The sequence below is a fragment of the Streptomyces sp. NRRL S-920 genome, assembly GCF_000717945.1.
GTDB lineage: Bacteria > Actinomycetota > Actinomycetes > Streptomycetales > Streptomycetaceae > Streptomyces > Streptomyces alboniger.
The window spans coordinates 1-271 of sequence record NZ_JODF01000184.1 but is presented as its reverse complement, the minus strand read 5'-3'; the positions used below and the strand labels follow the sequence as shown (position 1 = coordinate 271).

At 57.6% G+C, this 271-nt stretch carries 1 rRNA gene; it reads right to left on the bottom strand.

From position 1 onward, the window contains the following. Position 1: 1 nt before the first annotated feature. Positions 2-118: ribosomal RNA gene (gene rrf / locus IG54_RS0137440) — 5S ribosomal RNA — on the bottom strand. Positions 119-271: the final 153 nt, after the last annotated feature.

Sequence of the window (271 nt, the reverse complement as noted above, 5' to 3'; positions counted from 1 at the left end):
AGTTCGGCGGCGTCCTACTCTCCCACAGGGTCCCCCCTGCAGTACCATCGGCGCTATGAGGCTTAGCTTCCGGGTTCGGAATGTAACCGGGCGTTTCCCTCATGCTATGACCACCGAAACACTATGAAACTGTCAACCGCACCGTACGTGACCATGTACGGGGTTGTTCGTGGTTTCAGAACCAACACAGTGGACGCGAGCAACTGAGGACAAGCCCTCGGCCTATTAGTACCAGTCACCTCCACCCGTTACCGGGCTTCCAGATCTGGCC